General features: G+C 69.9%; 23 protein-coding genes. 15 read left to right on the top strand and 8 right to left on the bottom strand.

Annotated features, from left to right (window positions below; all coding sequences use genetic code 11):
* Window positions 1-12: 12 nt before the first annotated feature.
* Complete coding sequence (locus Tsedi_RS01885; protein ID WP_143892991.1) at window positions 13-354, bottom strand: Hpt domain-containing protein; 342 nt, start codon at window positions 352-354, stop codon at window positions 13-15.
* Window positions 355-441: 87 nt separating this feature from the next.
* Between Tsedi_RS01885 and Tsedi_RS01880 the strand changes: the two genes are divergently transcribed.
* Window positions 442-2562: a putative bifunctional diguanylate cyclase/phosphodiesterase gene (locus Tsedi_RS01880; protein ID WP_185970545.1), complete on the top strand. Its 2121-nt coding sequence runs from the start codon at window positions 442-444 to the stop codon at window positions 2560-2562.
* Window positions 2563-2592: 30 nt separating this feature from the next.
* Here Tsedi_RS01880 and Tsedi_RS01875 read toward each other — a convergent pair whose 3' ends face one another.
* Together Tsedi_RS01875 and Tsedi_RS01870 are read right to left on the bottom strand one after the other, a co-directional pair.
* Window positions 2593-3141, bottom strand: a complete 549-nt coding sequence (locus Tsedi_RS01875; RefSeq protein ID WP_143892987.1) for an NUDIX hydrolase — start codon at window positions 3139-3141, stop codon at window positions 2593-2595.
* A gap of 48 nt (window positions 3142-3189) precedes the next feature.
* Window positions 3190-4236, bottom strand: coding sequence for a TRAP transporter substrate-binding protein (locus Tsedi_RS01870; protein ID WP_143892984.1), 1047 nt, complete (start codon window positions 4234-4236; stop codon window positions 3190-3192).
* A 184-nt stretch (window positions 4237-4420) separates the two neighbouring features.
* On the opposite strand from Tsedi_RS01870, the gene maiA reads away from it, so the two are divergent.
* Together maiA and pgeF are read left to right on the top strand one after the other, a co-directional pair.
* The gene (gene maiA, locus Tsedi_RS01865) at window positions 4421-5095 is read left to right on the top strand and encodes a maleylacetoacetate isomerase (RefSeq protein ID WP_143892982.1); all 675 of its coding nucleotides are present in this window, start codon (window positions 4421-4423) and stop codon (window positions 5093-5095) included.
* 7 nt (window positions 5096-5102) lie between these two features.
* Window positions 5103-5900 (top strand): peptidoglycan editing factor PgeF, encoded by a 798-nt coding sequence (gene pgeF, locus Tsedi_RS01860; protein WP_246099140.1) that lies wholly within the window; start codon window positions 5103-5105, stop codon window positions 5898-5900.
* On the opposite strand, the gene Tsedi_RS01855 is transcribed toward pgeF, so the two are convergent.
* A complete protein-coding gene (locus tag Tsedi_RS01855) occupies window positions 5820-6107 on the bottom strand; it encodes a hypothetical protein (protein WP_246099139.1) in 288 nt (95 codons plus the stop codon). The two genes, pgeF and Tsedi_RS01855, sit on opposite strands and share 81 nt — an antisense overlap.
* 184 nt (window positions 6108-6291) lie before the next feature.
* Between Tsedi_RS01855 and phaC the strand changes: the two genes are divergently transcribed.
* The 5 genes from phaC to dusA all read left to right on the top strand — a co-directional run bounded on the left by phaC (window position 6292) and on the right by dusA (window position 12536).
* Window positions 6292-8094, top strand: coding sequence for a class I poly(R)-hydroxyalkanoic acid synthase (gene phaC, locus Tsedi_RS01850; RefSeq protein ID WP_143892980.1), 1803 nt, complete (start codon window positions 6292-6294; stop codon window positions 8092-8094).
* 5 nt (window positions 8095-8099) lie between these two features.
* Complete coding sequence (locus Tsedi_RS01845) at window positions 8100-9278, top strand: acetyl-CoA C-acetyltransferase (protein ID WP_143892978.1); 1179 nt, start codon at window positions 8100-8102, stop codon at window positions 9276-9278.
* A 56-nt stretch (window positions 9279-9334) separates the two neighbouring features.
* Window positions 9335-10075 (top strand): acetoacetyl-CoA reductase, encoded by a 741-nt coding sequence (gene phbB / locus Tsedi_RS01840; RefSeq protein WP_143892975.1) that lies wholly within the window; start codon window positions 9335-9337, stop codon window positions 10073-10075.
* A gap of 108 nt (window positions 10076-10183) precedes the next feature.
* Entirely contained in the window at window positions 10184-11488 is a 1305-nt protein-coding gene (locus tag Tsedi_RS01835) for a serine hydrolase domain-containing protein (RefSeq protein WP_185970543.1), read from the top strand.
* A gap of 19 nt (window positions 11489-11507) precedes the next feature.
* On the top strand, window positions 11508-12536 hold the full coding sequence (dusA, locus tag Tsedi_RS01830) for a tRNA dihydrouridine(20/20a) synthase DusA (protein WP_143892971.1): 1029 nt from the start codon (window positions 11508-11510) through the stop codon (window positions 12534-12536).
* 67 nt (window positions 12537-12603) lie between these two features.
* Here dusA and Tsedi_RS01825 read toward each other — a convergent pair whose 3' ends face one another.
* Window positions 12604-13251 carry a GntR family transcriptional regulator gene (locus Tsedi_RS01825; protein WP_143892969.1) on the bottom strand — a complete coding sequence of 216 codons (648 nt, stop codon included), beginning with the start codon at window positions 13249-13251 and terminating at the stop codon, window positions 12604-12606.
* A 154-nt stretch (window positions 13252-13405) separates the two neighbouring features.
* Between Tsedi_RS01825 and scpA the strand changes: the two genes are divergently transcribed.
* The 7 genes from scpA (at window position 13406) to Tsedi_RS01790 (ending at window position 21792) form a co-directional block, all read left to right on the top strand.
* Entirely contained in the window at window positions 13406-15577 is a 2172-nt protein-coding gene (gene scpA, locus Tsedi_RS01820; RefSeq protein ID WP_143893068.1) for a methylmalonyl-CoA mutase, read from the top strand.
* Window positions 15578-15587: 10 nt separating this feature from the next.
* The gene (meaB, locus tag Tsedi_RS01815) at window positions 15588-16658 is read left to right on the top strand and encodes a methylmalonyl Co-A mutase-associated GTPase MeaB (protein WP_143892967.1); all 1071 of its coding nucleotides are present in this window, start codon (window positions 15588-15590) and stop codon (window positions 16656-16658) included.
* A 266-nt stretch (window positions 16659-16924) separates the two neighbouring features.
* Window positions 16925-17431 (top strand): BUD32 family EKC/KEOPS complex subunit, encoded by a 507-nt coding sequence (locus Tsedi_RS01810; RefSeq protein WP_143892965.1) that lies wholly within the window; start codon window positions 16925-16927, stop codon window positions 17429-17431.
* A 28-nt stretch (window positions 17432-17459) separates the two neighbouring features.
* On the top strand, window positions 17460-18992 hold the full coding sequence (locus Tsedi_RS01805) for an acyl-CoA carboxylase subunit beta (RefSeq protein ID WP_143892962.1): 1533 nt from the start codon (window positions 17460-17462) through the stop codon (window positions 18990-18992).
* Window positions 18993-19000: 8 nt separating this feature from the next.
* Complete coding sequence (locus tag Tsedi_RS12315) at window positions 19001-19225, top strand: GDCCVxC domain-containing (seleno)protein (protein WP_143892960.1); 225 nt, start codon at window positions 19001-19003, stop codon at window positions 19223-19225.
* Window positions 19226-19237: 12 nt separating this feature from the next.
* Window positions 19238-21301: an acetyl-CoA carboxylase biotin carboxylase subunit gene (gene accC / locus Tsedi_RS01795; RefSeq protein ID WP_143892958.1), complete on the top strand. Its 2064-nt coding sequence runs from the start codon at window positions 19238-19240 to the stop codon at window positions 21299-21301.
* The gene (locus Tsedi_RS01790) at window positions 21298-21792 is read left to right on the top strand and encodes a VOC family protein (protein WP_143892956.1); all 495 of its coding nucleotides are present in this window, start codon (window positions 21298-21300) and stop codon (window positions 21790-21792) included. Before accC ends, Tsedi_RS01790 begins: the two co-directional genes overlap by 4 nt.
* A gap of 45 nt (window positions 21793-21837) precedes the next feature.
* On the opposite strand, the gene rsxB is transcribed toward Tsedi_RS01790, so the two are convergent.
* The 3 genes from rsxB to Tsedi_RS01775 form a co-directional block, all read right to left on the bottom strand.
* Window positions 21838-22554 (bottom strand): electron transport complex subunit RsxB, encoded by a 717-nt coding sequence (rsxB, locus tag Tsedi_RS01785; RefSeq protein ID WP_143892954.1) that lies wholly within the window; start codon window positions 22552-22554, stop codon window positions 21838-21840.
* The gene (locus tag Tsedi_RS01780; protein WP_143892952.1) at window positions 22551-23948 is read right to left on the bottom strand and encodes a polyhydroxyalkanoate depolymerase; all 1398 of its coding nucleotides are present in this window, start codon (window positions 23946-23948) and stop codon (window positions 22551-22553) included. Before Tsedi_RS01780 ends, rsxB begins: the two co-directional genes overlap by 4 nt.
* Window positions 23949-24067: 119 nt before the next feature.
* The gene (locus Tsedi_RS01775; RefSeq protein WP_143892950.1) at window positions 24068-25270 is read right to left on the bottom strand and encodes an amino acid aminotransferase; all 1203 of its coding nucleotides are present in this window, start codon (window positions 25268-25270) and stop codon (window positions 24068-24070) included.
* Window positions 25271-25407: the final 137 nt, after the last annotated feature.

Here is a 25407-nt window from a genome sequence, read left to right as displayed (position 1 = left end):
CACCGACGTGCTTCAGGCGTAGCCGCCCGCGCGCAGCGCCGCCACGGTCTGCCGCGCCAGCGCCTGCAGACCGTCGAGGGCGGCGTCGGCCTGCGCGCCGTCGCGGGCGCGCGCGGCGCGCTCGATGCGCGCGGCCTGGTCCGCCAGCGCCACCGCGCCCATGTTGCCGCTGCTGCCCTTGAGCGTGTGCGCCAGGCGCACCAGCGTGTCCCAGTCTGCGGCGGCGCGCGCGGCGGTGATGCCGGCCACGTCCGGCTCCAGCTGGTCGACGAACTGCCGCACGATGTCGCGGAATTCGTCGCCCAGCATCGCCAGCATGTCGTCGAGGTTGGTGGTGTCGAGCAGGGGGGTCATGGACTTGGGCCGTGGGATCCCAGGATGCGGCACCGCGGCGGTGCCGCTATCGTAGCCGATGGCGGCCGCGATGCTATGCTAGCCCTGATGACCCCCGCATCCGAGCCCGACGAGACGGTGGCAGCGGCCGCGGCACGGGCCGAGCCCGCAGCCGCAGCACGCGTGCTCGTCGTCGACGACGACCGCACCACGCGCTCGATGGTGGCCGCCGTGCTGCGGCGCGACGGGCTGCAGGTCGTGGAGGCGCCCGACGGCGCGCAGGCGCTGCAGGAGGTCAGGCGCGAGCGCCCGGACCTCATCCTGATGGACGTGCTGATGCCCGGCATGGACGGGCACACGGCCTGTGCGCGCATCCGCGCCGAGCTGGCCGACGAGGCGCTGCCCATCGTCATGCTCACCGCGGTCGACGACCTCGAATCGATCGAGACCGCCTTCGATGCCGGCGCCACCGACTTCATCACCAAGCCGATCCACTGGGCGCTGCTGCGCGAGCGGGTGCGCTACGCGCTGCGCGGCGGGCGTCTGGCACGCGAGCTGCGGCGTGCGCGCCTGCGCGAGCTGGCGGTGCGCCGCATCGCCGGGCTGGGCTACTGGGAGTGGCGGCTCGACACCGACTCCCTCAGCTGGAGCGAGGAGTTCGCCGCCACCGGCGGCATCCAGGCGCGCCACGAGGTGCCGCGCGAGGCGTTCCTCGAGCGTGTGCACGAGGAGGATCGCCAGCGCCTGCGCGCCGGTCTGGAGGCGGCGCGCGAGAGCGCGGGGCGGCTCGATGCGGAGTTCCGCATCCGTTTCAACCAGACCGAGCGCATTCTGCGCGTGGTGGGCGAGCGCGGACGCGAGGGTGACGACGCCGCGCTGGTGTTCGGGGTTTTCCAGGATCTGACGTCACAGCGCCGCACCGAGGCGCTGGTCGATTACCTGGCCCTGCACGACGAGATCACCGATCTGCCCAATCGGCGCCTGTTCCTGCGCCACGTCGCCCAGGCCATCGAACAGGACGGCGAGGGGATCTGGGTGGTCACCGCCGACATCCAGCGCTTCGGCCGCCTCAACGAGACGCTGGGCGAGCGTGCCGCCAACCAGCTGCTGCGGCTGCTGGGCCAACGCCTGCGGCAGATGGCCGAGGCCGGCACGATCCTGCAGGCCGCGCGCATCGATGGCGACACCTTCGCCTGGGCGCAGCGGATGCCGCCGGGGCAGGGGGTGCAGCCGGCGCTGGAGGCGGTGCTGCACACGCTGCAGCAGCCGCTCAGCGTGGCCGGTCAGACGCTGCGCGTGGTCTTCAGCGCCGGCTGTGCGGCCCGACCGGTCCATGGCATCGACGCCGAGGCGCTGCTGCAGCAGGCGCTGCAGGCCCAGCGGCGCGCCCGCGCGCTGGGCCTGCCGTGGAGCGTGGCCGAGCTCGAGACGGCCGACGTCCGCGAGCGCCAGCGGCAGTTGCAGCTGGAGCAGGCGCTGCACGGCGCGCTGGAGCGCGGTGAATTCGCGCTGCACTACCAGCCGCAGCTGGACTTTGCCAGCGGCCGCATCGTCGGCTGCGAGGCGCTGCTGCGTTGGCATCCCCCGGGGCTTGGGCCGGTGCCGCCGGTGCAGTTCATCGGTCTGCTGGAGGAATCCGGCCAGATCGTCGAGGTGGGGGCCTGGGCGCTGCGCGAGGCCGCGCGCCAGGCTGCGGCGTGGGAGCGCGCCGGCCTGCCGCTGCGCGTCGGCATCAATCTTTCGCCGCGCCAGTTCCTCAACCCGCAGCTGCCGCGGCACATCGAGCAGGCGCTGCAGGCCAGCGGTGTGACGCCGGCGCGGCTGGAGCTCGAGATCACCGAGAGCCTGACGATGCACGACGTCGAGCACGCGATTGCGCTGCTGCGGCGCTTCCGCGCGCTGGGGGTCTCGGTGGCGCTGGACGACTTCGGCGTCGGTCACTCGTCGCTGGCCTACGTGCTGCAGTTCCCGATCGACGCGCTCAAGATCGACCGCGCCTTCGTCACCCACGTCACCCGTGGCCGCACCGACCGCGCCATCGTGCGCGCGATCGTCGCGCTGGCCCAGGCGCTGGGGGTGGAGACGATCGCCGAAGGCGTGGAAAACCAGCGGCAGTGCGACTTCCTCGAGGCGCTGGGCGTCACGCAGGCACAGGGTTACCTGATCGGCAGGCCGATGCCGGCGGCGGCGCTGCAGGAGCTGGCGACGCAGTACCGCCGCGCCGGCTGAGGCCGGCCGGGGCCGGGCGCGCCGCCGCGCCTAGGCGATGTCGCCGGTGTGCACGCCGAAGGCGCCGCGGCGGCGATCGTCGAAATAGCGCCGCAGCGTCTCGGCCACGGTGCGGAACGCCAGCTCCTCCCATGGGATCTCGTGCTCGGCGAACAACCGTGCCTCCAGGGTCTCGTGTCCCGGGGCGAAGCGGTCGCTCAGCAGCCGCGCGCGGTAATAGATGTGCACCTGGCCGACGCGCGCGACGTTGAGCAGCGTGAACAGCCCCTCCAGCTCCACCTCCGCGCCGGCCTCCTCGCGCGTCTCGCGCAGCGCCCCCTGCGCGGTGGTCTCGCCCAGCTCCATGAAGCCGGCCGGCAGCGTCCACTTGCCGCGCCGCGGCTCGATGGCGCGCCGGCACAGCAGCACCCGCTCGCCCCACACCGGCACGGTGCCGACGACGTTGAGCGGGTTCTCGTAGTGGATCGTGCCGCAGGCCGGGCACACCGCCCGCACGCGCGTGTCCCCGTCGTCGGGGATGCGGTGCTCGACGGCGGCCGCGCACGCGCGGCAGAAGCGGATCGGGCTGCGCAGCATGATGCGGCCGCAGTGTAGCGCCGCCGCAGGCGTGTTCCCGACCGCGGGGACTCAGGCCTTGCGCGTGTGCTTCTCGATCAGCCGGCGCGCCGTCTCCAGCAGGTCGCGGCCATTGAAGCCACGCCGATCCATGTCCTGCACCCACTCGACCTCGACCTGACGCGCGCGGCGGCGGAACTCCTGTGCTTCGGCCAGACCGATCGTGTGGATGCGATTGCCGCGCTCCACCGCCAGCTTGCGCGCCGGGGCGTCACCGGCCTGCTGCACGCGGCCGAGGAAGGCGGAGGTCTCGATCCCGGAGTTGGCGTCGATGACCTTCCTGAGCTCCGGCGGCAGCGAGGCGTAGCGTGCCTTGTTCATCGCCATGACGAAGGTGGTGGTGTAGAGGGCCCCGCCCTTGGGGTCGAATTCGCTGTGGTGGCTGACCAGCTCGTGCACCTTCACCGAGGGCACCACCTCCCACGGGATCACGCAGCCGTCGATCACGCCCTTGGACAGCGCATCCGGAATCTGCGGCAGCGGCATGCCAACCGGCGTGGCGCCGAGGTACCCCAGCATCTTGGTGATCTGCCGCGTCGGCCCGCGCATCTTGAGGCCGCGCAGGTCCTCGGGTTGGGTGATCGGGCGCGTCTTGACGTGGAACATGCCCGGTCCGTGCACCTGGAAGGCGATCGGGTGCACGTCGCGGAACTCATCGGCCGCCTTGGTCTGGACGTACTCCCAGAACGCGCGCGAGGTGGCCTCGGCGTCGGTCATCATGAACGGCAGCTCGAACACCTCGATGCGCGGGAAGCGTCCGGGCGTGTTGCCGGGCAGCGTCCAGACGATGTCGACGACCCCATCCTTGGCCTGGTCGTACAGCTGCACCGGCGAGCCGCCCAGCTGCATCGCGGGGTAGGCCTCGAACCGGATGCGTCCGCCCGACTCGCGCTCGACCTTGTCCATCCAGGCCTTGTGCATGTTGAGCCAGACGTTGGACGTCGGCGACATGAACGTGTGGAACTTCAGCGTCACGCTGGACTGGGCGAAGCCGACGAGGGCGGGGGCCGCGAGCGCGGCGGCAGCGCCCGACTGCAGCAAGGTACGGCGGCGAATCATGGCAAGGGTCTCCTGCAACGGCGTGATGGACGGGGCGGGGCCCTGATCATGAAGGCGCCCCGCACGCGCCCCCGGGATGCGGTCGGCGGCGCGAGGCCGCAGTGTAGCCGCGCCGGACGCGCCGACCGCGGCGCGCTAGACTAGGCGCCCGTGCGGCCGTGACCCACGACTCTGTTGCGCTCCGATGAAGCTCTACAACTACTTCCGCTCCGGCACCTCGTTTCGCGTGCGCATCGCCCTCAACCTCAAGGGGCTCAGCTACGACTACATTCCCGTGCATCTGGCCAAGGGCGAGCAGCACGGGGCTGCCTACCGCGCCCTCAGTCCGGACGGTCTGGTGCCGGTGCTCGACGTCGAGGGCCAGCCGGATCATGCGCTGCTGAGCCAGTCGATGGCCATCATCGAGTACCTGGACGAGACGCACCCCGAGCCGCCGTTGCTGCCGCGCGATCCGCTGGGCCGCGCGCGCGTGCGGGCGCTGGCGCAGACCATCGCCTGCGACATCCACCCGATCAACAACCTGCGCATCCTCAAGTACCTGGCCGGGCCGCTCGGCCTGTCGGAGGCGCAGCGCACCGCCTGGTACAACCACTGGGTCATGGAGGGCCTGCGCGCCTACGAACGGCGCCTGCAGGACTTGGCCGAGGAACGTGCGCGGCTGGGGTTGCCGCCCTCGGTGTACTCCTACGGCGACACGCCGACGCTGGCGGACTGCTGCCTGGTGCCGCAGATCGTCAACGGGCGCCGTTTCGGCCTGGAGTACGAGGGCATACCGCTGACGCTGGCGGTCTACGAGCGCTGCATGCAGCTGGAGGCATTCCAGCGCGCCCATCCGAGCCAGTGCCCCGATGCCGAATGACGGCCAGGTGAGCGGCCCGCGGTTCGAGGAGCGCGGCGGCCTGCCCGGGCTGGCCGCGGCGCTGGGCGCGGGTGCGGCCGGCTGGATGAGCACGCGCGCCGGTGGCGTCTCGCGCGGCCCGTGGGCCAGCCTGAACCTCGGCGATCACGTCGGCGACGAGCCGGCCGCGGTGCTCGCGAACCGGCACCGGCTGGCCGGCGCGCTGGGCGTGCGGCCGGTCTTCCTGCGGCAGGTGCACGGCACGCGCGTGGTGCCCATCGGGCCGGACAGCCCCGATGGCCTGGAGGCCGACGCCTGCTACACGCAGGCGCACGGCGTGGCGTGCACGGTGCTCGTGGCCGACTGTCTGCCCATCCTGCTGGCCAGTGCCGACGGCGCGTCGGTGGCCGCGGTGCACGCGGGCTGGCGCGGCTTGGCTGGCGGGGTGCTGGAGGCGCTGGTCGACGCCTGGCCGGCGGTGCGCGATCCGGCCGCGCGCGCCGCGTGTCATGTCTGGATCGGCGCTGCCATCGGCGCGGCCGCCTTCGAGGTCGGCGACGAGGTGTGGCAGGCGTTCGTGCAGGCCGCCGCCGCCGATGCGTCGGCGTTCGCGCCTTCGTCCGCCGCGCCGGGGCGGTGGCGCGCCGACCTGGCGCAACTGGCACGCGCGCGGCTGCGGCGGCTCGGCTTCGAGCGGGTGCAGGGCCACGACGGCTCGGCGGCCTGGTGCACCGCGACGCAGCCGTCAACGTTCTTCTCGCACCGCCGTGACGCCGCCCGGCTCGGCGCCGCCGGCCGCATGGCCGCCTGCGTCTGGCGCCGCTGAGCCCGTCGCAGCCCGTTGCGCGGCGCGCCGCGCGGCCTTGCGCCGCAGCGGGCTGCCGGCGATATAGATGAACAGCGCCATCGGCAGCAGCCCGTAGCCGAGCAGCACCCGCAGCGCCGCCCAGGCACTCCCGTCGGGTGCCAAGGCGGCGGCCAGTGCCATCAACAGCACCACGTAGCCCCACGCCAGCAACACCACGATCAGCATCGTCATCGCTCCCACGGCCGCGCAGTGCGCATCGTAGCGGCACGCGGCCGGTGGTGTGACATCCACACCACGTTGTCAGAGAAGTGACAACGTGTGACGCTAAGATGGCGTCACGAAGGCTGGATCGACCGCGCCGCCGCTTCCGGGCGGCGCGATCCGGCCGGGCAGACGAGGAGACGACGCGATGGCGGATGGACGCACCGAAGGCGCCCCGTGGCTGGCCTGGGCCCGGCAGGCCCTGCAGCAGTGGAGCCAGCTCACCCAGCCCCCTTGGTGGACGCCAGCGGCCGGCACCGCAGCCGGCCTGCCGGATCTCAACGCGCTGACGCAGATGCTGCGCAGCCTGGGAGGTCAACCGCTGCAGCTCGATGCGGCCCAGTGGTTGCAGATTCAGCAGGACTACATGCGCGAGGCCGCCGAGCTGTGGCAGCAGGGGGCGCAGGTGCAGCCGCCGCCCGACAAGCGCTTTGCCGGCGAGGCATGGGCGCGCAACCCGGTGGCGGCGTTTCAGGCCGCGCTGTACCTGCTCAACGCCCGCACGCTGATGCGCATGGCCGAGGCCGTGCAGGCCGACGCCAAGACCAAGGCCCGCATCCGCTTCGCGGTGCAGCAGTGGATCGACGCCACCGCGCCGAGCAACTTCCTCGCCTTCAACGCCGAGGCGCAGCAGAAGGCGATCGAGACGCGGGGTGAGAGCCTGGCGCGCGGGGTGCAGAACCTGCTGCAGGATCTGCAGCGCGGCCAGGTCTCGATGACCGACCCCGACGCCTTCGAGGTCGGCCGCAACGTCGCCACCACCGAAGGGCAGGTGGTGTTCGAGAACGCGCTGTTCCAGCTCATCGAGTACAAGCCGCTGACCGCGAAGGTGCACGAGCGCCCGTTCCTCGTCGTGCCGCCGTGCATCAACAAGTACTACATCCTCGACCTGCAGCCGGACAACTCCTTCCTGCGCTTTGCCGTCGAGCAGGGCCACCGCACCTTCGTCATCAGCTGGCGCAACCCGGATGCGACGCTGGCGCAGGCGACCTGGGACGATTACATCGGCGACGCCGTCATCCGCGCCATCGACGTCGTGCGCGAGATCGGCAAGGCCGACACGATCAACGCGCTGGGCTTCTGCGTCGGCGGCACGATGCTGGGCACGGCGCTGGCGGTGCTGGCCGCGCGCGGGCAGCGCAAGGTCGAAAGCGTCACCTTCCTGACCACGCTGCTGGACTTCACCGACACCGGGGTGCTGGACGTCTTCATCGACGAGGCCTTCGTCGCGCTGCGCGAGCTGCAGTACGCGCACGGCGGGCTGCTGCCCGGGCGGGATCTGGCCACCACCTTCAGCTTCCTGCGCCCGAACGACCTGGTCTGGAACTACGTCGTCGGCAACTACCTCAAGGGCGAGACGCCGCCGCCGTTCGACCTGCTGTACTGGAACAGCGACAGCACCAACCTGCCGGGCAAGTGGTACGCGTGGTACCTGCGCCACACCTATCTGCAGAACGAACTCTGCCAGCCCGGCAAGCTGACCGTCTGCGGCGTGCCGGTGGATCTGGGCGCGATCGACATCCCGGCCTACGTCTACGGCTCGCGCGAGGACCACATCGTGCCGATCGGCGGCGCCTACGCCACCACGCGCCACCTCGGCGGGCCGATGCGCTTCGTCATGGGGGCCTCGGGGCACATCGCCGGCGTCATCAACCCGGCCTCCAAGGGCAAGCGCAGCTTCTGGACCGGGCCCGAGGGGCACTTCCCCGAATCGGTGGACGACTGGATCGCCGCCGCCACCGAGCACAAGGGCAGCTGGTGGACCGACTGGGCACCGTGGATCGCGGCACACGGCGGCCGCCAGATCCCGGCTCCGCGCAGCTACGGCAACCGCCGCTACCGCCCGATCGAGCCGGCCCCGGGCCGCTACGTGCGCGTCAAGGCCGACGAGGCCCTGGCTACCCTCGTCACCACCCCGCTCACCCCCGTCACCTCTGCAGCGAAAGGATGAATCCCATGGACGACATCGTCATCGTCGGCGCCGTGCGCACCGCCATCGGCAAGTTCGGCGGCACGCTCGCCAAGACCCCCGCGATGGAGCTGGGGGCCACCGTGATCCGCGCTCTGCTGGAGCGCACCGGCGTGCCGGCCGAGCAGGTCGGGGAGGTCATCATGGGCCAGGTGCTGGCGGCCGGCTGCGGCCAGAACCCGGCGCGTCAGGCGGCGATGAAGGCTGGCATGCCCAAGGAAACCCCGGCGCTGACCATCAACGCCGTGTGCGGCTCGGGCCTGAAGGCCGTGATGCTGGCCGCGCAGGCGGTGGCCTGGGGCGACAGCGAGATCGTCATTGCCGGCGGGCAGGAGAACATGTCGCTGGCCCCGCACGTGCTGATGGGCAGCCGCGAGGGCCAGCGCATGGGCGACTGGAAGATGATCGACTCGATGATCGTCGACGGCCTGTGGGACGTCTACAACCAGTACCACATGGGCATCACCGCCGAGAACGTCGCCAAGGCGCACGGCATCACGCGCGAGATGCAGGACGCCTTCGCGCTGGAAAGCCAGCGCCGCGCCGCCGCCGCGCAGGACGCCGGCAAGTTCAAGGACGAGATCGTGCCGGTGACGATCCCGCAGCGCAAGGGCGATCCGCTCGTCTTCGACACCGACGAGTACATCAACCGCAAGACCAGCGCCGAGGCGCTGGCGGGCCTCAAGCCCGCGTTCGACAAGGCCGGCAGCGTCACCGCCGGCAACGCCAGCGGCATCAACGACGGTGCGGCCGCCGTGATGGTCATGAAGGCGAGCAAGGCGGCGCAGCTGGGCCTCCAACCCCTGGCGCGCATCGCCAGCTTCGGCACCAGCGGGCTGGATCCGGCCACCATGGGCATGGGGCCGGTGCCGGCGTCGCAGAAGGCCTTGGCGCGCGCCGGCTGGTCGGTGGCCGACGTCGACCTGTTCGAGCTCAACGAGGCCTTCGCCGCCCAGGCCTGCGCGGTCAACCAGGCGCTCGGGGCCGACCCGGCCAAGGTCAACGTCAACGGCGGCGCCATCGCGCTGGGTCACCCGATCGGCGCTTCCGGCTGCCGCATCCTGGTCACGCTGCTGCACGAGATGCAGCGCCGCGACGCCCGCAAGGGCCTGGCCGCGCTGTGCATCGGCGGCGGCATGGGCGTGGCGCTGGCCGTGGAGCGCTGAGACGCCCGCGCCCGCCCGCTTCCCCCTGTTCCACACCCACGAGAGGAGACTCGACCATGGCTCAACAACGCGTTGCCTACGTCACCGGCGGCATGGGCGGCATCGGCACGGCGATCTGCCAGGCTCTCTACAAGGCTGGTTTCAAGGTCATCGCCGGCTGCGGCCCCACCCGCGATTACCAGAAGTGGCTCGACGAGCAGAAGGCGCTGGGCTACACCTTCTACGCCAGCGTCGGCAACGTGGCCGACTGGGACAGCGTCGTGCAGGCCTTCGCCAAGGCCAAGGCCGAGCACGGCCCGATCGACGTGCTGGTCAACAACGCCGGCATCACGCGCGACCGCCTGTTCGTCAAGATGACCAAGGAGGACTGGGACGCGGTCATCAACACCAACCTGACCTCGATGTTCAACGTCACCAAGCAGGTGGTGCCCGACATGATCGAGCGCGGCTGGGGCCGCATCATCCAGATCTCCTCGGTCAATGGCGAAAAGGGCCAGGCCGGCCAGACCAACTATTCGGCCGCCAAGGCCGGCATGCACGGCTTCACGATGGCGCTGGCGCAGGAGCTCGCCTCCAAGGGCATCACGGTCAACACGGTCAGCCCCGGCTATATCGCCACCGACATGGTCAAGGCCATCCGCCCCGATGTGCTGGAGAAGATCGTCGCGCAGATCCCGGTCAAGCGCCTGGGCGAACCGCGCGAGATCGCCTCCATCGTCGCCTGGCTGGCCAGCGACGATGCGGGCTTTGCCACTGGCGCGGACTTCTCGATCAACGGCGGCCTGCACATGGGCTGAGCCCCCGCCGGGCGTGGGCGGTCTGTCGAGCGCGGCGTCGGAGGTGCGCCCATCCCCATGCCCGGGCAGGGGCCGGCGTTTGGCGGTGCCGGCCAGGAGATCGTAGCCATGGCGAAGGAAGCGCTGTCGGGAGCCCGCCGGCGGCTGTGGCGGGTGTCGTGGCTGGTGGCGGTGTTGCCCGTGCTGGCCGCGGCGCAGATCGTGCGTCCGGATGGTCCGGGCGCGCACAAGCTCGGGCTGGCGCAGGGCTATCCCGGATGTCCCGGTCACGAGGCGATCGAACGCCTGGAATGCCGTGTCGGCACCTGGTCGGCCAACCACCGTTTCGCGCCGGCCCGCACCGTCGAGCCGGCGGACGAACCGCGGCCGTTGCCGGTGATGACGCAGCCGCCCGAGATCCGCTGGCGCTGGGGCTTGTTCAGCCGCACGGTCGATGACTTCCTCGACGAGACGCAGACCACCGGGCTGCTGATCCTGAAGGACGGCCAGATCGTCGTCGAGCGCTACCAGTACGGGCGACGCCCCGACATGCCGTTGCGCTCGTTCTCGATGGCCAAGACCGTGACCGCGATGCTGGTCGGCATCGCCGTCGAGCGGGGGGCGATCCGGTCGCTCGACGATCGCGTCGTCGACTACTGGCCCGAGGTCGCCCCCTCGGCGTACGGACAGACTTCGTTGAGGCATCTGTTGCGGATGGCGTCCGGTGTGCCATTCCGCGAGCTCTACACGTGGACTCCCGACGACGACATCGCGACGTGGGCGCGCCTGCTGTCGGATCCGTCCCATCGGGGGCAGCCGGAGCGGGTCGCGGCCTTCCTGAACGCCCGCACCGAGCGCGAGGCCGAGCCCGGTCTGCGCTTCCGCTATGCCACCATCGAGACCGACATCTTGGGGCGTGTGCTGATGCGCGCAACCGGGCGCAGCCTCACCGAGCTGACACAACACTGGCTGTGGCAGCCGATGGGAGCGGAGCATCCCGCCTACTGGCTGTACGCCACCACCGACGGGGCCGAAGAGGCCGGCCATGGCTTCAACGCCACCCTGCGGGATTACGCCCGCTTCGCGCTGCTTCTTGCCGAGGATGGTCAGCGCGACGGCCGCTCGATCATCCCGCGCGACTTTTTGCTGGAGGCCACCGATCCGGCGCGTCAGCCGCCAGCATTTCGCCCTCGCGCGGCCACACCGGGCATGGGTTACGGCTATCAAGTCTGGCTGCTGCCGCTCAAGACGCGCACGTTCGCGCTGCAGGGCGTGTACGGCCAGAACATCCTGATCCAGCCCGAGACCGGCATCGTCATCGTGCAGACCTCGGTCAACGACCGCCCGAGCGGACGTCAGGATCCGCGTCCCTATCAGCTGCGCGATGCCTTCTGGCGCGGCGTCGTGCTGAGCCTGGGCGGCCGCTGGGATTGAGTCCGGCGATAATCGGCGGATGTCCGAGCAACGCCGTGATCCGTCCCCCTGGCGCCTGAGCGTGGCGCCGATGATGGAGTGGACCGACCGTCACTGCCGCTGGCTGCACCGGCAGCTGACGCGGCATGCGCGGCTCTACACCGAGATGGTGACCACCGGCGCGCTGCTGCACGGCGACGTCGCGCGCCATCTGGCGTTCGACGACGCGGAGCACCCGGTGGCCCTGCAGCTGGGCGGCAACGACCCGCTCGAGTTGGCCGTGTGCGCGCGCATGGGTGAGGCCTGGGGCTACGACGAGATCAACCTCAACTGTGGCTGTCCCAGTCCGCGCGTGCAGCGCGGAGCGTTCGGCGCCTGCCTGATGGAACACCCGCGCCTGGTGGCCGACTGCGTGCGCGCGATGCGCGATGCGGTGCGCGTGCCGGTGACGGTCAAGCATCGCATCGGCATCGACCGGGTGGAGGATTACGCCTTCGTGCGCGACTTCGTCGGCACGGTGGCGCAGGCCGGCTGCGAGGTCTTCATCGTGCACGCGCGCAACGCCTGGCTGGATGGCCTGAGCCCCGCCGAGAACCGCACCGTGCCGCCGCTGCGCTACGAGGTGGTGCACCGGCTCAAGCGCGACTTCCCGCATTTGACGATCGTCGTCAACGGCGGCATCACCACCGACACGCAGGTGCGCGAGCAGCTGGCGCACGTCGACGGCGTCATGGTGGGGCGTGAGGCTTACCACAACCCGTGGTGGCTGGCGTCGTGGGACGCTGCCTACTTCGGCGTGGAGGAGGCGAAGCCGGACCGCGACGAGGTCGAGGCGCGCATGGTCGCCTACATGGAACGCGAGGGCCCTGCGCTGCCGGGTGGCTGGTACGCGATCGCGCGCCACATGCTGGGGCTGCGCCACGGCCAGCCCGGGGCACGACGCTGGCGCCAGGTCTGGAGCGACCATCGCCTCAAGCACCTGCCGCCGCGCGGGGTGGCGCGTCGTGCGCGCATGGCGCTGCTGGAGGCCGGCGCTGGCCGGCCGACCGCGGCCGCGGCGTCGGCCTGACCGTGTCGATCCGCGGACCGCACGACCTGCCGCTGCGCGGAGGAGGGCGGCGCGCCGCCCACGCGCCTCACACCGCGGCCTGCAGACCGTTGGCGAAATGCCGCCGCACCGCCTCCGCCGCCGCGCGCGGATCGCGCGCCCGCAGCGCCTCGAGGATCGCGCGGTGCTCGGCCAGCGACTCGGCGATGCGCCCCTCCTTGGCCAGCGAGGCGTGACGGTTGAGCTTCATCACCTTGCGCAGGTCCAGCACCAGCTGCTTGCGCCAGCGGTTGTGACCCAGGTCCAGGATGCGCAGGTGAAACGCCTCGTTGAGCTCGAAGAAGCGCTCGCGTGAACCGTGCCGCGGATCGGCCGCCGCCTCCAGCTCGGCGTGCATCCGCGCCAGCTCGGCCAGATCGTCGTCGCTGGCGCGCCAGCAGGCCGCCTCGGCGGCGTCGGCCTCCAGCAGCGCCAGCAGCTCATAGACCTCGCGCAGATCCTGCTGCGACACCTCGGTGACGTAGGCGCCGCGGCGCACCTTCATCGTCACCAGCCCCTCGGCGGCCAGCACCTTGATCGCCTCGCGCAGCGGCGTGCGGCTGATGCCCAGCTCCTGCGCGATGCGCATCTCGTCGATCCAGGTGCCGGGCGGCAGCTCGCGGTTGAAGATGCGCTGGCGCAGCCAGTCGGCCACCTCCTCGTACAGGGCACGCGGCAGCAGGGGTGTGGCGGTCATGGCGCGATGATACATGGGGTCCGGGCATTCTGCATCCATAATTATGCATGCGCTATACTTGCGCCGCCGTCCCGTGTATCCTGCGCGATCGGGACCGATGTCCTTCGTGCGGGTCGATGCGAGCGATCCGCCCCCTCCTTACCCCGGCACGATCATGACCGCCCACCACGACGCATTCCGCCCCGCCACCCTGGCCGAATGGGAAGAGGCCGCCCGCAAGTCGCTCAAGGGCGCGCCGCTGGAGAGCCTGAACTGGGTCACGCCGGAAGGCATCACGGTCAAGCCGCTGTACACCGCGGCCGACATCCGCGATCTGCCCTACACCGACACGCTGCCCGGCTTCGAGCCGTTCATCCGCGGGCCGCAGGCCACGATGTACGCCGTCAAGCCGTGGACCATCCGGCAGTACGCGGGCTTTTCCACCGCGGAGGAGTCCAATGCCTTCTACCGCAAGGCGCTGGCCGCCGGCGCGCAGGGGGTCAGCGTCGCCTTCGACCTGGCCACGCACCGCGGCTACGACAGCGACAACCCGCGCGTGGTGGGCGACGTCGGCAAGGCGGGTGTCGCCATCGACAGCGTGGAGGACATGAAGATCCTGTTCGAGGGTATTCCGCTGGACAAGGTCAGCGTCTCGATGACCATGAACGGCGCGGTGCTGCCGGTGCTGGCCGGCTACGTGGTGGCGGCCGAGGAGCAGGGCGTGCGCCAGGATCAGCTGAGCGGCACCATCCAGAACGACATCCTCAAGGAGTTCATGGTCCGCAACACCTACATCTATCCGCCCGAGCCCTCGATGCGCATCATCGGCGACATCATCGAGTACACGGCGCGGCACATGCCCAAGTTCAACTCGATCAGCATCTCCGGCTACCACATGCAGGAGGCCGGCGCCAACCAGGCGCTGGAGCTGGCCTTCACGCTGGCCGACGGCAAGGAGTACGTCAAGACCGCGCTGGCCAAGGGGCTGGATGTCGACGAGTTCGCCGGGCGGCTGAGCTTCTTCTGGGCGATCGGGATGAACTTCTACCTCGAGATCGCCAAGATGCGCGCCGCGCGCCTGCTGTGGTGCCGCATCATGAAGGGCTTCGGCGCGAAGAACCCCAAGAGCCTGATGCTGCGCACCCATTGCCAGACCAGCGGCTGGTCGCTGACCGAGCAGGACCCGTACAACAACATCGTGCGCACCACCATCGAGGCCATGGCGGCAGTGTTCGGCGGCACGCAGAGCCTGCATACCAACAGCTTCGATGAGGCGATCGCGCTGCCGACCGAATTCTCCGCCCGCATCGCGCGCAACACGCAGCTGATCCTGCAGGAGGAGACACACATCACCAGTGTGATCGATCCCTGGGGCGGCAGCTACATGATGGAGGCGCTGACGCAGCAGATGGCCGACAAGGCCTGGGCGATCATCGAGGAGATCGACGCCATGGGCGGCATGACGCGCGCGGTGCAGAGCGGCTGGGCCAAGCTCAAGATCGAGGCCAGCGCCGCCGAGAAGCAGGCGCGCATCGACAGCGGCAAGGACGTCATCGTCGGCGTCAACAAGTACCGCCTGGACAAGGAAGACCCGGTCGAGATCCTGGAGGTGGACAACTTCAAGGTGCGGCAGACGCAGATCGAGCGGCTGCAGCGCCTGCGCGCCACGCGCGACGCCGCCGCGGTGCAGCGCGCGCTGGACGCGCTGACCGAGTGCGCGCGCACCGGGCAGGGCAACCTGCTGGCGCTGTCGATCGAGGCGATGCGGGCGCGCGCCACGGTTGGCGAGGTCTCCGATGCGCTGGAAAAGGTCTTCGGCCGGCACCGCGCCGACACGCAGAAGGTCACCGGGGTGTACGCCGCCGCCTACGACAGCGCCGAGGGCTGGGAGAAACTCAAGGCCGAGATCGCCGCCTTCGCCGAGGAATTCGGCCGCCGTCCGCGCGTGATGATCGCCAAGCTCGGCCAGGACGGCCACGACCGCGGCGCCAAGGTGGTGGCCACGGCCTACGCCGACCTCGGTTTCGACGTCGACATCGGCCCGCTGTTCCAGACCCCGGAGGAGTGCGCGCGCCAGGCCATCGAGAACGACGTGCACGCCGTCGGCGTCTCGACGCTGGCGGCCGGGCACAAGACGCTGGTGCCCGCCATCATCGAGGAACTCAAGAAACAGGGCGCGGACGACATCATCGTCTTCGTCGGCGGGGTGATCCCGCGGCAGGATTACGAATTCCTCTACGAAGCCGGCGTGCAGGGCATCTACGGCCCGGGTACGCCGATCCCGGCCAGCGCCAAGGACGTGCTGGAAAAGATCCGCGCCGCGCTCAAGCGCCAGGCCGCTGGCTGACCCCGGGATCATGGTGATCGCGCAGGATCCCGCGCCGGCAGCGCTGCTGCAGCCGCTGCTGCATGGCGAGGCGCCGGCGCAGCGGCGCGCCTTGGCCAAGGCGATCACGCTGCTGGAGTCGACCCGGCCCGACCATCGGCGCCAGGCCGACGCGCTGCTCAACGCGCTGCTGCCGCACACCGGGCGTGCCTGGCGGCTGGGCATCAGCGGGGTGCCCGGCGTGGGCAAGAGCACCTTCATCGAGGCCCTGGGGCTCCATCTCATCGGGCTGGGGCATCGCGTCGCGGTGCTGGCGGTGGATCCGAGCAGCAGCGTCTCCGGCGGCTCGATCCTCGGCGACAAGACGCGCATGGAAAAGCTCTCCACGCACGAGCGCGCCTTCATCCGGCCCAGCCCCAGCGGGGGCAACCTCGGCGGCGTGGCGGCGCGCACGCGCGAGGCGATGCTGGTCTGCGAGGCCGCCGGCTATGACGTCGTCATCGTCGAGACGGTCGGCGTCGGCCAGAGCGAAACCGCGGTGGCCGACATGACCGACATGTTCTGCGTGCTGCAGCTGCCCAACGCCGGCGATGACCTGCAGGCGATCAAGAAGGGCATCATGGAGCTGGCGGACCTGATCGTCATCAACAAAGCCGACCTCGACCCCGACGCCGCCACGCGCGCGCAGGCGCAGATCACCTCGGCGCTGCGGCTGCTGGGCCTGCACGGCGGCGCGCACGGCGAACCGGGCGCCTGGATGCCGCGCGTGCTGCAGCTCAGCGCCCTGCAGGCGCAGGGCATCGAGGCGTTCTGGCAGGCGGTGCAGGAGTACCGCGCGCTGCAGGAGGCCAGCGGCCGCCTGACGCAGCGCCGCCAGCGCCAGGCGCGCGCCTGGATGTGGGAGCGCATCGACGCCGGCCTGCGCGAGGCCTTTGCCCATCACCCGGCGGTGCGCGAGCGCCTGCCGGCCCTCACCGCCGAGGTGCTGGCTGGCCGTGTGGTCGCCTCCGCGGCCGCGCGCGAGCTGCTGGCCTGTTTCGGGGTCGGATGGATAGACGGCCCGTCCCTGCCGACGAATCAGGAAAGGCCCCCACCATGTTGAGCGAAGCGTCACTGCGTTTGGTGCAGGGGGCTCAAGGGTGGCGCCAGCATCGAATCCAAGTCTTGGACTTGGCCGAAGGCAGGGTGATAGTGAAAGGGCAGCGTGCACCCCGCCCAGCTTGGCGTTTCGCCCCGATGCGCTGGTTGGCCCGGGCGGCTGATTTGCCGCTGCTCTTGCCCGTGCCGGCCCCTGGAGGGCCAGAAGGGCAGGCGATCGAGGTGCGCCGCCTGTGCGCGCTGGCGGAGGCTGGAATAGCAGTGCCGCCGTTGCTGCACGTCGCCGACGATCATCTCGTTCTTGGCTACGTCCGCGGTTCAGCCCTGCCCCGGCTCTTGGCTGCTGAGCCGGGGCAGGCCATGCACGCCTTCAATCTCGCCCTCGACGGGCTGGCCTACGTGCATCGGCAGGGCCAGTACCTTAGCCAAGCTTTCGCCCGCAACGCGATCGTTTCGGACAAGGGCTTGGTGTATCTGGATTTCGAGGACGATCCTCGCACTGTGATGTCACTGCCAGACGCCCAGACCCGCGACTGGCTAGCCCTGCTGCTGTCGAGCGTGTGGATCTGTCGGGCGTCCAGAGCGGCCATGCTGGCGGCATGGCGAGCGATGGAGGCGACCCTTGATCCGGACGTGCGATCCCGCCTACGCCATGTGGCCCGGCGCCTCGCGTGGTTGCGTCATCTGCCTCGCAGTCGCCGTCCCTGGGGGCGCGACGTCGTGACGGTTCAAGCTTTGGCGTCCTTTTTGCACGACTGGGACCCGTTGGGCCTTTGAAGACCGTTTTTTACAGGAGCCCATCATCATGCATGAGATCCTCGAACAACTGGAGCGCAAGCGCGCCGCGGCCCGTCTGGGCGGTGGCCAGCGCCGCATCGACGCCCAACACGCCAAGGGCAAGCTGACCGCGCGTGAGCGCATCGAGGTCCTGCTCGACGAAGGCAGCTTCGAAGAGTGGGACATGTTCGTCGAGCACCGCTGCGCCGATTTCGGCATGGCCGAGCAGAAGATTCCGGGCGACGGCGTGGTCACCGGCTACGGCACCATCGACGGCCGGCTGGTGTTCGTCTTCAGCCAGGATTTCACCGTCTTCGGCGGCGCGCTGTCGGAGGCGCACGCCGAGAAGATCTGCAAGATCATGGACCAGGCGATGAAGGTCGGCGCCCCCGTCATCGGTCTGAACGACTCGGGCGGCGCGCGCATCCAGGAGGGCGTGGCGAGTCTCGGCGGCTACGCCGAGGTGTTCCAGCGCAACGTGCTGGCCTCCGGCGTCATCCCGCAGATCAGCGTCATCATGGGGCCGTGCGCCGGCGGAGCGGTCTATTCGCCGGCGATGACGGACTTCATCTTCATGGTGCAGGACACCTCTTACATGTTCGTCACCGGGCCGGACGTGGTCAAGACCGTGACGCACGAGGAGGTGACGGCCGAGGAGCTGGGTGGGGCGCTGACGCACACCACCAAGAGCGGCGTGGCCGACCGCGCGTTCCAGAATGACATCGAGGCGCTGCTGATGGTGCGGCGGCTGTTCAACTACCTGCCGCTGTCCAATCGGGAACGTCCACCGCTGCGCAAGAGCGGCGACCCGATCGACCGCGCGGAACTCAGTCTGGACACCCTGGTGCCGGACAATCCCAACAAGCCCTACGACATGAAGGAGCTGATCCTGAAGACCGTCGATGACGGCGACTTCTTCGAGATTCAGCCCGACTACGCCAAGAACATCATCGTGGGCTTTGCGCGCATGGATGGCCAGACGGTGGGCATCGTAGCCAACCAGCCGCTGGTGCTGGCCGGCTGCCTCGACATCAAGAGCAGCATCAAGGCCGCGCGCTTCGTGCGCTTCTGCGACGCCTTCCACATCCCGGTCATCACGTTCGTGGACGTGCCCGGCTTCATGCCCGGCACGGCGCAGGAATACGGCGGCATCATCAAGCACGGCGCCAAGCTGCTGTACGCCTACGCCGAGGCCACCGTGCCCAAGATCACCGTCATCACGCGCAAGGCCTACGGCGGCGCCTACGACGTGATGGCCTCCAAGCATCTGCGCGGCGACGTCAACTTCGCCTGGCCCAACGCCGAAATCGCCGTCATGGGCGCCAAGGGCGCGGTGGAGATCATCTTCCGCGAGGACAAGAAGGATCCGGCCAAGCTGGCCGAGCGCGAAGCGGAGTACAAGCGGCGCTTCGCCAACCCGTTCGTCGCGGCCGAGCGCGGCTACATCGACGACGTCATCCTGCCGCACGAGACGCGCAAGCGCATCTGCCGCTCCCTGGCGATGCTCAAGGACAAGAAGCTCGACAATCCGTGGCGCAAGCACGGCAACATTCCGCTTTGAGCCCGGCCATGGCCGACATCGTGCTCGACAGTGTCATCACCTGCCCGGTGTGCGGCGGGCGCTCCAGCGAGCGCATGCCCACCGATGCGTGCCAGTATTTCTACGAGTGTCCACATTGCAACGTCGTGCTGCGTCCTAAGACGGGTGATTGCTGCGTGTTCTGCAGCTACGGCAGCGTGCCGTGTCCCCCCGTGCAGTCTCCATCGCCCCCGTCGTGTTGCCGCACGACCTGACGAGGTTACGTGATGTTCAAGAAGATCCTGATTGCCAACCGCGGCGAGATCGCCTGCCGCGTCATCGCCACCGCCCGCAAGATGGGCATCGCCACCGTGGCCGTCTACTCCGAGGCCGACCGCGAGGCGCGCCACGTCCGCCTGGCCGACGAGGCCGTCTGCATCGGCCCGGCGCCCAGCCGCGAGAGCTATCTGGTGGCCGACAAGATCATCGCCGCGGCCAAGGCCACCGGCGCCGAGGCCATCCATCCCGGCTACGGCTTCCTGTCCGAAAACGAGGATTTCGCCCGCCGCGTCGAGGAGGAGGGCCTGGTCTTCATCGGCCCGAAGCACCACAGCATCGCCGCGATGGGGGACAAGATCGCCTCCAAGAAACTGGCCAAGGAAGCGGGCGTCAACACCATTCCGGGATGGAACGACCCGATCGAGTCGGCCGAACAGGCGGTGGAGATCGCGCGCGGCATCGGCTATCCGGTGATGATCAAGGCCAGCGCCGGCGGCGGCGGCAAGGGCCTGCGCGTGGCCTGGAACGACAAGGAGGCGCTGGAGGGTTTCACCTCGTGCCGCAACGAGGCGCGCAACAGCTTCGGCGACGACCGCGTCTTCATCGAGAAGTTCGTCGAGGAGCCGCGCCACATCGAGATCCAGGTGCTGGGTGACGCGCACGGCAACGTCGTCTACCTGTGGGAGCGCGAGTGCTCGATCCAGCGCCGCCACCAGAAGGTCATCGAGGAGGCGCCCAGCCCCTTCATCAGCGACGCCACGCGCCGCGCCATGGGCGAGCAGGCCGTCGCCCTGGCCAAGGCGGTCAAGTACCAGAGCGCGGGCACCGTGGAGTTCGTGGTCGGCAAAGACCAGAGCTTTTATTTCCTGGAGATGAACACCCGCCTGCAGGTGGAGCACCCGGTCACCGAGTGCATCACCGGGCTGGATCTGGTGGAGCTGATGATCCGCGTGGCCGCCGGTGAGAAGCTGCCGTTCACCCAGGCCGACATCCGGCGCGAGGGCTGGGCGATCGAGTGCCGCATCAACGCCGAGGACCCGTTCCGCAACTTCCTGCCCTCCACCGGGCGGCTGGTGCACTTCAAGCCCCCCAGGGAGACCATGTGGGCGGCCGACACCGCGCATCGCTACGGCGTGCGCGTGGACACCGGGGTGTTCGAGGGCGGCGAGATCCCGATGTACTACGACTCGATGATCGCCAAGCTCATCGTGCACGGCAAGGATCGGCTGGACGCCATTGCCAAGATGCGCGAGGCGCTCAACGGCTTTGCCATCCGCGGCATCAACAGCAACATCCCGTTCCAGGCTGCGCTGCTGGCGCATCCGGACTTCGTGGCCGGTCGCTTCAACACCGGCTTCATCGCCCAGCACTACGCCAGCGGCTTCCGCGCCGAAGACGTGCCGCACGACGACGAAGGCTTCCTGGTGGCGCTGGCGGCGTTCGTGCGTCGCAAGAGCCGCGAGCGCGCCGCCGGCATCAGCGGCCAGATGCCAGGGTACGGTGCGCGCATCGGCAACGACTACGTGGCCATCGCGCTGGCGGCCGACGGGCAGCATCGCCACATCCCGGTCCACGTCGACGAATACGTGGGCGAGGCCGGCTACGCCAGCGTGCTGGTGTGGCAGGGCGAGCAGGCCCGCCGCTACAAGATCACCTCGACCTCCCGTCTGAGCGACATCGTCATCACCGGTGACTGCAACGGTGAGCCGTTCACCGCGCAGGTCGAGCGTGGCTCGGCCAAGCACCCGCTGGCGCTGGTGGTGCAGCACAACGGCACCAGGCTCGAGTGCCTGGTGGTGTCGCCGCGCATCGCCGAGCTGCATCGCCTGATGCCGTTCAAGGCCCCGCCGGACATGAGCCGCTTCGTGCTGTCGCCGATGCCGGGGCTGCTGGTGGAGGTGGCGGTGCAGCCGGGACAGAAGGTGCAGGCCGGCGAGCGCGTCGCCGTCATCGAGGCGATGAAGATGGAAAACATCCTGTTCGCACCGGCCGACGGCGTCGTGGCCAAGGTGCTGGCGCAGCAGGGTGAGAGCCTGGTCGTCGATCAGCCGATCGTGGAGTTCGAGCGATGAGCGCACCGCGCCCTTTCCGCATCCTGGGCATTCAGCAGATCGCCATCGGCGGGCCGGACAAGGCACGGCTGCGCCGCCTGTGGGTGGAGCTGTTCGGCCTGCCGGTCACCGGCTCCTTCGTCAGCGAGCGCGAAAACGTCGACGAGGACATCTGCGCCCTGGGCGCCGGGGCGCTGAAGGTCGAGGTCGACCTGATGCAGCCGCTGGATCCGCAGAAGAAGCCCGCGGTGCACGCCACGCCGCTGAACCACGTCGGCCTCTGGGTCGACGACCTGCCGCGGGCGGTGGAGTGGCTCAGCGCGCAGGGCGTGCGCTTCGCGCCCGGCGGCATCCGCAAGGGCGCGGCGGGCTTCGACATCTGCTTCATCCACCCCAAGGGCAGCGAGGAGGCGCCGATCGGTGGCGAGGGCGTGCTGATCGAGCTGGTGCAGGCGCCGCCCGAGGTGGTGCGCGCGTTCGACGCCCTGGCCGCGGCGGGTGCCCCGGCCTGAGCCTTGGCGCCGGCGGTCACCGCGAGGCACGGCGCCCCGGGCGTTTCAGCGGCCAGCCGGCTCCGCGGGGCCGGCGCCGGGGCCCGCCGCCGTGCGGGCCGCGCGGGCGGCGCGCGCTTGCTCGATCGCCGCTCGCACCAAGGCGCGCTTGCGCTCCAGCAGCGCCGGATCCGTGTGCCTGGAGTGCTGGGCCAGGTCAGCAAGCTTGGCTTCGGCCTTCTGCAGCCGCCGCACCTCGGCCTCCTCGGCCTCGCGCGCCAGGCGCCGCTGGCGCGCCTGGTAGCGTCGCCGGGCGGTGGCGGCCTGCGTCGTCGACCACGCCTGCCAGCCGGTACGTCCCGGTGTGGTCACCTCCATCGCGATGCAGTCCACCGGGCAGACGGGGATGCACAGCTCGCAGCCGGTGCAGTACGCCTCGATGACGGTGTGCATGCGCTTGTGCGCGCCGACGATGGCGTCGGTCGGACAAGCCTTCAGGCACAGCGTGCAGCCGATGCACCACGTCTCGTCGATCACCGCCACGCCGAACGGCCCCTCGCTGCCCACCTCGGGGTCGAGCGGCCGCACGGGCTGGCCGGTGATCGCCGCCAGCCGCCGCACGCCTTCCTCGCCCCCGGGGGGGCAGCGGTTGATCGGCGCTTCGCCGCGCGCGATCGCCTCGGCGTAGCGGCGGCAGTCGGGATAGCCGCAGCGCGTGCACTGCGTCTGCGGCAGAGCGGCATCGAGCCGCTCGACCAGCCCGTCGTCCTGTCGCGTCTTCATGCGCCGGGCTGCCGCCGGCGCCGGCGGTTGGCCGCCGGGCCCACGGCCGCCCCGCGGCGGTCGCGCTCAATGGCGGCGGCCAGCAGCTCGGCTTCGTCGCCGGCCTGCGCGTCATCGGGGCCCGCGGCGGCGGGCTGGTGGCGGCGGATGAAGTCGCGCACCACGGGGTAGACCTTCTCGCGCCAGCGCCGCCCGCTGAAGATGCCGTAATGGCCGGCGCCCTCCACCTCGAAATGATGGCGGTGCTGGGACTCGATGCCGGTGCACAGGTCGTGCGCGGCGCGCGTCTGGCCGCTGCCGGAGATGTCGTCGAGCTCACCCTCCACCGTCAGCAAGCCGGTGCCGCGGATGTCCTGCGGCCGCACCCGCTCCAGCCGTCCGTCCGGGCTGCGCACGTCCCAGGTGCCGTGCACCAGCTTGAACTCCTGGAACACCGTGCGGATGGTCTCCAGGTAGTAGTTCGCGTCCATGTCCAGCACCGCGTTGTACTCGTCGTAGAACTGGCGGTGTGCCTCGGCGCTCTCGTTGTCGCCCTGGATCAGGTGCTGGAAGTAGTCGTAGTGGCTGTTGACGTGGCGGTCCGGGTTCATCGCGATGAAGCCGGCGTGCTGCAGGAAGCCCGGGTAGACGCGCCGCCCCTCGCCGGGGAAGCCCGCCGGCACGCGGTAGATCACGTTGTTCTCGAACCACTCGTAGCTGCGCTGCAGCGCCAGGTTGTTCACCGCGGTGGGCGAGCGGCGCGCATCGATCGGGCCGCCCATCATCGTCATCGACAGCGGGATCTTCTCGCCGCGGCTGGCCATCAGCGACACCGCCGCCAGCACCGGCACGGTCGGCTGGCACACGCTCATCACGTGGCAGTTGCCGTACTGGCCCTGCAGGTAGCGGATGAACTCCTGCACGTAGTTGACGTAGTCGTCGAGGTGGAAGTCACCCTCGGACAGCGGCACCATGCGGGCGTTCTTCCAGTCGGTGATGTAGACCTTGTGGTCGCGCAGCATCGTGCGCACCGTGTCGCGCAGCAGGGTCGCGTAATGGCCCGACAGCGGCGCCACGATCAGAACGACCGGCTGATCCTTCAAGCGCAGCAGCGTGGCCGGATCGTCGGCGTAGCGCTTGAAGCGGCGCAGCTGGCAGAACGGCTTGTCGATCTCGACGCGCTCATGGATCGCCACCGACACCCCCTCGATGTCGATGGTGCGGATGCCGAACTCGGGCTTCTCGTAATCCTTGCCGAGGCGGTGCAGCAGATCGTAGGCGGCGGCGATGCGCTGCGAAAAGGGGGTCTGGGCCAGCGGCGAGGTCGGGGTGGCGAACAGCTTGGCCGCCACGGCCGCGAAATCGGAGAACGGCTCGATGAGGGCGCGCTGGGCCTCGTACAGGTGGTACAGCATGGGAACCCCGAAGGAATATTTGTTGCGGTGCAACAAATATAACAGGAAGCCAACGGGCGCGCCATCGGCACCTTCGCCGAGGCGGCGTCACCTCGGCGACAGGCGCCGCGCCGGCCGCCTCAACCGCGCAGCACGCTGGCGATGGCCCGGCAGACGTAACCGATGTTGCGGCTGTTGAGCGCCGCCACGCACATGCGCCCGGTGTCGGTCCCGTAGACGCCGAAGTCGCTGCGCAGGCGCTGCATCTGCTCCTTGGTCAGACCGGAGTAGCTGAACATGCCGATCTGCCGGGTGATGAAGCTCATGTCCTGCGTCACGCCGGCATCCTTCAGGCCCTGCACCAGCTGCTCGCGCATCGCCTTGATGCGCGTGCGCATGCCCGCCAGCTCCTGCTCCCACAGCGCCCGCAGCTCCGGGGTGTTGAGCACCGTGGCCACCACCGCCGCACCGTGCGTCGGCGGGTTGGAGTAATTGGTGCGCACGACGATCTTGAGCTGCGACAGCACGCGCTCGGCCTCGTCCTTGCTCGCGCACACCACCGACAGCGCGCCGACGCGCTCGCCATACAGGCTGAAGCTCTTGGAGAACGACGTGGCGACGAACACGTCCAGTCCCGCCTCGACGAACTTGCGCACCGCCGCACCGTCCTCGGCGATGCCGTGGCCGAAACCCTGGTAGGCCATGTCGAGGAACGGCACCAGGCCGCGCTCCTTCACGACCGCCACGACCGCATCCCACTGCCCGGGGGTCAGGTCATAACCCGTCGGGTTGTGGCAGCAGGCGTGCAGCACGACGATGGTGCCGGGCGCGGCGGCGCGCAGGCTGGCCAGCATGCCCTCCACGTTGACCCCGCGCGCGGCGGCGTCGTAGTAGGCGTAGGTATCCACGGCGAAGCCGGCGTTGGCAAACAGCGCGCGGTGGTTCTCCCAGCTCGGATCGCTGATCAGCACCTTGGCGGCCGGGTTGAGCTTCTTCAGGAAGTCGGCGCCGATCTTCAGGCCCCCCGTGCCGCCCAGCGCCTGCACGGTGGCCACGCGGCTGCTCTGCACCACGTCGCTGTCGGCGCCGAACACCAGCGCCTTGACCGCGTTGTCATAGGCCGGCATGCCGTCGATCGGCAGGTAGCCGCGCGGGGCGGGCTTTTCCATCAGGCGCGCCTCGGCCTGGCGCACGCACTGCAGCAGCGGCAGCTTGCCATCGTCGTCGTAGTACACCCCCACCCCGAGGTTGACTTTCTCCGGGCGGGGATCGGCGGCGAACTGTTCGTTGAGCCCCAGGATCGGGTCGCGCGGGGCCATCTCGACGGCGGCAAAGAGGGACATGGCAGCAGGGCTTTCTCGATGATTCGGTTTGAAAGGCAAAACTTTGCGATTTTACGTTCTGGCCATACGGGCGCGGCGTTCGCCGCACCCACGCCAAGCGGAAGGTTGGTCTATACTCGAAGTAGATGCCAAGCGCT

This window comes from Tepidimonas sediminis, from assembly GCF_007556605.1.
GTDB classification, from domain to species: Bacteria; Pseudomonadota; Gammaproteobacteria; order Burkholderiales; family Burkholderiaceae_C; genus Tepidimonas; species Tepidimonas sediminis.
This window is presented reverse-complemented; position numbering and strand designations above follow the sequence as displayed.